Origin of the sequence: Brevundimonas sp., assembly GCF_016463295.1 — a bacterium.
Taxonomy (GTDB): Bacteria; Pseudomonadota; Alphaproteobacteria; order Caulobacterales; family Caulobacteraceae; genus Brevundimonas.
Genome location: NZ_JAEMRO010000093.1, coordinates 1 through 7,342 on the forward strand (window position 1 = coordinate 1; position 7,342 = coordinate 7,342).

The window sequence follows — 7,342 nt, forward strand, 5'->3', positions numbered from 1 at the left end:
GGAGATTGCGATGAGACCGGATGTCGAGGCCATGAAGGCCGACATCGAGCAGAGCCTCGCTCTGCTCAGGAGGCGTCTTTGACTGGGATGTCTCGCTTCGAAAACTGGATGAGCTGAACGCGCGGGTCGAGGACCCGACGCTGTGGAATGATGCCGAACAGGCCCAGGCCGTGTCGCGTGACCGTGCCCGCCTGGCCGCCCAGATCGACGCCGTCCGCGAGATGGAACAGGGTCTGGAAGACGGCGTCATGCTGTCCGAAATGGCCGATGAGGAAGGCGACGAGGCCACGCTGGAAGAGGCGCGCGCGGGCCTGAAGGCGATCAAGGATCGCGCCACCCGCGCCGAACTGGAGGCCCTGCTGTCCGGCGAGGCCGACGGTAACGACGCCTATCTGGAGGTGAACTCCGGCGCGGGCGGCACAGAGTCCAACGACTGGGCGGGCATGCTGCTGCGCATGTACAGCCGCTGGGCCAAGGCACATGGCTATCAGGTTCAGATCGAGGCCCAGGAAGAGGGCGAGCAGGCGGGGATCAAGTCGTCCACCATCCTGATCAGCGGGCCCAATGCCTATGGCTGGCTGAAGTCGGAATCGGGCGTGCACCGTCTGGTCCGCATCAGCCCCTATGACGCCGCCGCCAAGCGTCACACCAGCTTCGCCTCCGTCGGGGTTTCGCCCGTAGTCGACGACACGATCGAGATCGACATCAACCCCGCAGACGTGCGCACCGACACCTACCGCGCCTCGGGCTCGGGCGGTCAGCACATCAACAAGACCGACTCGGCCGTTCGCCTGACCCACACACCGACCAACACCGTCGTGGCCTGCCAGGCCGGACGTTCCCAGCACCAGAATCGCGAAATGGCGTGGAAGATGCTGCGCGCCCGTCTGTACGAGCTGGAACTGCAGAAGCGCGAAGCGGCGGCCCAGGCCATGGCGGATGCCAAGACCGACATCGGCTGGGGTCATCAGATCCGGTCCTACGTCCTGCAGCCGTATCAGATGGTCAAGGATCTGCGCACCAACGTCGAGACCTCGGACACGCAGGGTGTCCTGGACGGCGATCTGGACGCCTTCATGGGTGCGGCGCTGGCCGCGCGTGTGGGCGAGACCAGGGGTTCGACGGTAGAGTAGGGAGGGGTTCTCCCTCCCTTTCGAGGGAGGGATGTCGGCGCTAAGCGACGACAGGGTGGGAGGGGCTCGGCGATCCAAGCACCGGGCCTGCCTTACTTTAGCCCTCCCCACCCGGTCGCTGCGCGACCACCCTCCCCCGAGGGGGAGGGAGAATTTTGGTTCAGGCCGACTTCGCCTGTGCCACGGTCGATTTGCTGGAGGCCACGGTCACATTCGGCATGGCCGGGGCGACCGGGGTTTCGGGCTGATAACGTTCGGGCTTGGCCGCTTCGGCCTCGGCGATGGCTGCGGCGGTGGGCAGTTCGCGCTTGGCCTGGATGGAGCGGCCCTGGAACCAGGCCCCTGGCTCAATGGCCAGCTGTTCCTGAGTGATGTCGCCCTCGACGCGGGCGGTGGCCAGTAGGCGGACCGACTTGGCGGTAATCGAGCCGTTCACCTTACCCCGCACCTCGATCATGTCGGCAGTGATGGCCCCCTCGACCGAGCCGCTCTCGCCGATCAGCACACGGGCCAGACGCACGTCTCCCTTCAGTGCGCCGTCGACCTGCACGTCGCCGCCGCCCGAGATGTTGCCCTCGTAGCGGACACCGGCGGACAGGGTCGACAGATTGGTCGAGCGCGGCGCCGAGGCCGACGTCGTCACGGCGGTCGTGGTCGGGCGCGGGGTTTCCGGCGCGCGCGCGGGCTCCGGTGGTCGGTCCGTCATCGACGGGATGTTCAAACTGTCGTCCGACTTGCTCTTGTTGAACATGGCTGTCTCCGCCTGTCGTGTAAAAGCCCCGGCGGCAGTTAGGCCCAGGCCTTGCCGGGTGGCAAGCACTGGTTCCGATCAGCGCTCGTCGAACCTACAGCGCACGGACGGCGTCCAGAACTTCTTCGGCATGCCCCTTGACCGAGACCTTGCGCCAGACGCGGCGCACGATGCCTTCGCCATCGATCAGGAAGGTCGCGCGCTCGATACCCATATAGGTCTTGCCGTACATGCTCTTCTCGACCCAGACGCCGTAGGCTTCGGTCACGCCCGCCGTCTCATCGGAAGCCAGCACGACGTCGAGATCGTACTTGGCCTTGAACTTCTGCAGCTTCTTCATCGGGTCTTTCGACACCCCGATGACGACCGCTCCGGCGTCAGCGAAATCAGCCGCCAGGGCGGTGAAGTCCTTGCCCTCATTGGTGCAGCCGGGCGTATCGGCCTTGGGATAGAAATACAGCACGACCGTGCGCCCCTTCAGCCCATCCAGCGAGACGGTGGCGTCGCTGTCGGTTGGCAGGTCGAACGCGGGGGCGGGGGTGCCCTCGGTAATCTCGGTCATGGATTTCTCGCTTCAGACGGGACGGACGAGGACGATCTTCTTCTTGCCGGCGGCCAGTTTCAGGACGCCGTCTGCGTTGATGTCAGACGACTCGATAAGCCGCGCGCCATCGGAAATCGCCTCGTCATTCAGTCGCAGTCCACCGCCCTGGGCCAGGCGCCGCGCCTCGCCGTTGGACGCCGTCAGGCCTGCGCGTGTCGTGACGGCGGCAATCATGGCCCCGATCACTTCGGCCGATGGCAGTTCGACGGTGGGCAGATCGGCAGACAGGGTGCCGCGCTCGAAGGCCCCCTCTGCGGCGGCGCGTGCCTTGGCGGCTTCATCCGCGCCATGCAACATGGTCGTCGTCGCGTCGGCCAGGGCCTTCTTGGCATCGTTGATCGCCGCGCCTTCCAGCGCCTCATAGCCCGCGATCTCGGCGTCCGACAGGTCGGTAAACAGGCGCATGAAGCGGCCAACGTCACCATCCTCGGTGTTGCGCCAGTATTGCCAGTAGTCATAGGGCGACAGGGCGTCGGCGTTCAGCCAGACGGCGCCGCCGACGGTCTTGCCCATTTTCTGGCCAGAGGCGGTCTGCAGCAACGGCGTGGTCAGGCCGAAGGCGGCCTTCTGATCGACCTTCCGGGTCAGCTCGACGCCGTTGATGATGTTGCCCCATTGGTCCGATCCGCCCATCTGCAGCGTGCAGCCATAGCGGCGGTTCAGCTCCAGGAAGTCGGTGGCCTGCATCAGCATGTAGTTGAATTCGAGGAAGGTCAGCGGCTGTTCGCGCTCCAGCCGCAGCTTGACCGAGTCGAAGCTCAGCATCCGATTGACGGTGAAATGGGTGCCGTAGTCGCGCAGGAACTCGAGGTAGCCCAGTTTCGACAACCACTCGTCGTTGTCGAGCATGACGGCGTCGGTCGGGCCGTCACCGAAGGTCAGGAATTTCTCGAATACGCCCCGGATGCCGGCGATGTTCTCGGCGATGCGTTCTTCGGTCAGCAGAGGGCGCTGAGTGTCCTTGAAGCTGGGGTCGCCGACCTTGGTGGTGCCACCGCCCATGAGGACGATGGGCTTGTGCCCGGCCTGCTGAAGACGGCGCAGCAGCATGATCTGGATCAGGTGACCGACGTGAAGCGACGGTGCTGTGGCGTCGAAGCCGATGTAGCCCGTGACGATGCCGGATTTCGCTGCCGCATCGAGTTCGGCCGGGTGGGTGATCTGATGGATGTAGCCCCGCGCCTGCATGGTCTTGAGGAAGTCGGACTGGAAGGCAGTGTCGGTCATCAGAAAGGGTCAGTTATGTTGGGGAGGGCACAGGCTCTAGCATGAGGTTCGAACGGAGCGAATGCGAATGACCCTAAATCCTCGCCATCAGGCCATCGGCTGGCAGTTGCTGGCGACCGGCGGCGTCTTCTTCGGCCTGGCTCTGGTGCTTGGCATGGGTGTCGGGGGCGTACGGGTCTTCAGTCAGCCGACGCTGGTGCTGGTTGTGCTAAGTGCGATTGCCGGGTGGGGAGCGATGCAGCTCTGGCGGCGGGGGCGGTATGGTCTGGCCTGGGCTGTCGTGGTGGGGGCCGGGCTCGCTGTAATCGTCGGCCTGATTGCCTTGATTTACGCCCTGGCCGCGGCGTTCGCTAACGGCCCAGACTGGTACGGCGAGTTGTGACACTCAAGGTCTGCCGGTCAGTTATCGGGGATGGCTACGAGGTCTTGGCTTGGTGGGGGTCGGGCGTGTAGCACCGGACAATGTTCTGGCGAAAACGTTCCAATGGCCCGAAGCGAGCCCGACTTGTGCCGCACCCGTCAGCCAAGGGGCCGCCCACTGAGCTTACCGTTGACTTTGAAAAGAACGGCAATGTTCTATCGGTCGTGTTTGTTACTCACGAGGACACGGACTGCATTATCTGGCCCCCTTTAGAAGAGCCGAAACGACGTGATAACTTGTGGAAAACGACATGCTTCGAAGTCTTCGTTCAAACCAGCGCGGGCTATTGGGAATACAATTTGTCTCCATCGTCGGCTTGGGCTGTCTATCATTTTGAACATTATCGAAGCGGGCTGACACCAGCCACCGAGTTTGTGGCGTCGAGTGGCATACGCTTTGAGGCTTACGATGCCTTGCTGAGCGCCCAACTTACTCTGCCTCCAAACGCAACCTTCTTGGGTTTTTCTGCCGTCATTGAAGCTACGGACGGTACACTCTCATATTGGGCGCTGAACCATCCATCCGATAAGCCCGACTTCCACCACCCCGCATCATTTACCCTGGACCTGACGGAGCCCGCATGAAGTTCGGCATCGATCGCCTGTTGTCCGAGCCTCAGTTGCAGGCCGCGCTCAAGGGTCGCCGCGTAGGCCTGGTGGCACACCCGGCGTCGGTGACGGCGGACCTGACCCATTCGGTGGACGCCCTGATGGCCTGTCCGGACATCCGTCTGACCGCCGCCTTCGGCCCGCAGCACGGGATGAAAGGCGACCTTCAGGACAATATGATGGAGACCCCGGACGAGACCGATCCGGTGCACGGCATCCCCGTCTTCAGCCTATATGGCGAGGTTCGTCGACCGACGGGCCAGATGATGAGTACGTTCGACGTCGTCCTGATCGACCTGCAGGACGTGGGGTGCCGCATCTATACCTTCGTGACGACCCTGCTCTACATGCTGGAGGCGGCGGCCGAGCACGGCAAGGAGGTCTGGGTGCTGGACCGACCCAATCCGGCGGGGCGACCCGTTGAGGGCACGCTGTTGCAGCCGGGGTGGGAGAGCTTTGTTGGGGCCGGGCCCATGCCGATGCGGCACGGCATGACCCTGGGCGAGATGGGCCACTGGTTCATCGATCACTTCAAGCTGGACGTGGCGTATCGCGTCGTCAAGATGCAGGGCTGGAAACCCGACGAGGCACCGGGCTATGGCTGGCCGCTGAACCAGCGCAGCTGGATCAACCCCAGCCCCAATGCGCCCAATGTCTCCATGGCCCGCGCCTATGCCGGCACCGTCATGCTGGAAGGAGCGACCCTGTCCGAGGGCCGCGGCACCACCCGTCCGCTGGAGTTGTTCGGCGCGCCGGACATCGACGCCCGCGCCGTCATCGCAGACATGCAGTCCTTCGCGCCGCAGTGGCTGAAGGGCTGCGTGCTGCGCGACATGTGGTTCGAGCCGACCTTCCACAAACACGTGGGCACGCTGTGCTCGGGGGTCCAGATCCACGTCGACGACCCGGCCTATGACCACGAGGCCTTCAGGCCCTGGCGGGTGCAGGCCCTGGGTTTCAAGGCCATCCGGCGGCTGTATCCCGACTATGATCTGTGGCGGGATTTTCCGTATGAGTATGCGTTCGGCAAGCTGCCGATCGACGTGATCAACGGCGGGCCGGGTCTGCGCGAATGGGTCGACGATCCGGCGTCGGTGCCAGACGATCTGGACGCATTGGCCCGGCCGGAAGAGCAGGCCTGGGAGGAGATACGCCGCCCTCACCTGCTGTACTGACGGTGCCGCGCGACCGTCTGATCGGCGTCCTCAGCGGCATGGGTGCCGGGGCTCTGTGGGGTCTGGTGTTCCTCGCGCCGAAGATCGCACCCGACGCCTCGCCGCTGTTGATGAGCGCGGGGCGGTATCTGGCTTACGGTCTGATCGCCGCAGTCCTGCTGGCCCCCCGATGGTCGCGGGTGACGGCACTGCTTGATCGAAGGGCGTGGCTGGCGCTGGCCTGGCTGAGTTTGGCGGGGAACATCGTCTACTATCTGTTTCTGGTGGTCAGCGTGCATTTCGCCGGTATCGCGGCCTCCGCCCTGCTGGTCGGCATGGTGCCGGTCGCGGTGGCGGTCTGGGGACTGCGCGATGCCGATGCGCCGCCGTTGCGGCGGGTGTTGCCCCCGATTGTCCTAGCGGCGTTGGCTGTGGGCCTGATCGGCTGGGAGAGCGTGTCGCGCGAGGCGGGTCAGCGCGATACGACCTCGGTCCTGATCGGCCTGGCGTGCGGCTTTGCGGCTTTGATCAGCTGGTCGGCCTATGCGATCGGCAACAGCCGCTGGATGGCGCGTCTGCCGCAGGTGGGGGCCCACGACTGGTCGCTGCTGACCGGTGTGGTCACCGGCGGGTTTGCCCTGCTGCTGGCGGTGCCGGCCCTTCTCGGGTCGGGAGGGGCGTGGGCGGATCAGTGGGCGCGGTTGGCTGGCGTGAGCGTCGGCGTCGCCATCCTGGCCTCCATCGTCGGGAACGCCTTCTGGAACCAGGCCAGCCGGTTGTTGCCTCTGTCGCTGCTGGGCCAGTTGATCGTGTTCGAGACGCTGTTCGCCTTCCTGTATGGCTATCTCTGGGAAGGTCGGGGGCCGACCCTCATCGAGATCGTCGCCATGACGATGATGGTCGTCAGCGTCGTCTGGTGCCTGCGGGCGCACCGCCACACGACCGAGGTCATCGTGGACGGCGACCGCTAGGCGTCAGGCGGGATTCTCTTCCAGACGCTTGTCCAGATAGGCCCCGACACGGCGATCCACGGCATCGACGTGGTCCTGCCAGAAGTGGCTGGCACCTTCTTCCAACTCATAGTCGATGACGATGCCCTTCTGGGTGCGCAACTTGTTGACGACCCGCTCCACCTCGATCGGCGGCACGACGGTGTCGTTGGTGCCGTGCAGGAACAATCCAGAGGCCGGGCAGGGGGCCAGGAAGCTGAAATCATACATGTTCGAGGGCGGCGAGACGGAGATGAAACCGTCCGTCTCGGGCCGGCGCATCAAGAGCTGCATGCCGATGTAGGCCCCGAACTGATAGCCGGCGACCCATGTCTGCGTGGCGGCCGGGTTGTTGGACTGCAGCCAGTCCAGAGCGGTGGCCGCATCGGCCAGTTCACCGATGCCGCTGTCGAACTCGCCCTGGGACTTGCCGACGCCGCGCGAGTTGTAGCGCA

At 64.7% G+C, this 7,342-nt stretch carries 9 protein-coding genes; 5 read left to right on the plus strand and 4 right to left on the minus strand.

What is annotated here, in order from left to right:
• Nucleotides 1-10 precede the first annotated feature (10 nt).
• Nucleotides 11-1,133, plus strand: a protein-coding gene (gene prfB / locus JHC81_RS12810) for a peptide chain release factor 2 (RefSeq protein ID WP_292175302.1) whose coding sequence is annotated in 2 segments (ribosomal slippage) — nucleotides 11-79 and nucleotides 81-1,133 — 1,122 coding nt in all. Because the reading frame shifts where the segments join, the coding sequence is not laid out codon by codon here.
• A gap of 160 nt (nucleotides 1,134-1,293) precedes the next feature.
• Here the strand turns inward: prfB and JHC81_RS12815 are convergent.
• The 3 genes from JHC81_RS12815 to tyrS all read right to left on the minus strand — a co-directional run bounded on the left by JHC81_RS12815 (nucleotide 1,294) and on the right by tyrS (nucleotide 3,715).
• Entirely contained in the window at nucleotides 1,294-1,884 is a 591-nt protein-coding gene (locus tag JHC81_RS12815; RefSeq protein ID WP_292175288.1) for a polymer-forming cytoskeletal protein, read from the minus strand.
• Between the two features lie 94 nt (nucleotides 1,885-1,978).
• Entirely contained in the window at nucleotides 1,979-2,446 is a 468-nt protein-coding gene (gene bcp, locus JHC81_RS12820) for a thioredoxin-dependent thiol peroxidase (protein ID WP_292175290.1), read from the minus strand.
• A 12-nt stretch (nucleotides 2,447-2,458) separates the two neighbouring features.
• A complete protein-coding gene (gene tyrS / locus JHC81_RS12825; RefSeq protein WP_292175292.1) occupies nucleotides 2,459-3,715 on the minus strand; it encodes a tyrosine--tRNA ligase in 1,257 nt (418 codons plus the stop codon).
• A gap of 67 nt (nucleotides 3,716-3,782) precedes the next feature.
• Between tyrS and JHC81_RS12830 the strand changes: the two genes are divergently transcribed.
• The 4 genes from JHC81_RS12830 (at nucleotide 3,783) to JHC81_RS12845 (ending at nucleotide 6,869) form a co-directional block, all read left to right on the plus strand.
• Complete coding sequence (locus JHC81_RS12830; RefSeq protein ID WP_292175294.1) at nucleotides 3,783-4,097, plus strand: hypothetical protein; 315 nt, start codon at nucleotides 3,783-3,785, stop codon at nucleotides 4,095-4,097.
• Nucleotides 4,098-4,177: 80 nt separating this feature from the next.
• Nucleotides 4,178-4,720 (plus strand): DOMON-like domain-containing protein, encoded by a 543-nt coding sequence (locus JHC81_RS12835; protein WP_292175296.1) that lies wholly within the window; start codon nucleotides 4,178-4,180, stop codon nucleotides 4,718-4,720.
• Nucleotides 4,717-5,919, plus strand: a complete 1,203-nt coding sequence (locus JHC81_RS12840) for a DUF1343 domain-containing protein (protein ID WP_292175298.1) — start codon at nucleotides 4,717-4,719, stop codon at nucleotides 5,917-5,919. The genes JHC81_RS12835 and JHC81_RS12840 overlap by 4 nt, the downstream gene beginning before the upstream one ends.
• 2 nt (nucleotides 5,920-5,921) lie before the next feature.
• Nucleotides 5,922-6,869: a DMT family transporter gene (locus JHC81_RS12845; protein ID WP_366466222.1), complete on the plus strand. Its 948-nt coding sequence runs from the start codon at nucleotides 5,922-5,924 to the stop codon at nucleotides 6,867-6,869.
• Nucleotides 6,870-6,872: 3 nt separating this feature from the next.
• Here the strand turns inward: JHC81_RS12845 and JHC81_RS12850 are convergent.
• The coding region (locus JHC81_RS12850; protein ID WP_292175300.1) for a CocE/NonD family hydrolase at nucleotides 6,873-7,342 on the minus strand (470 nt) is incomplete at its 5' end.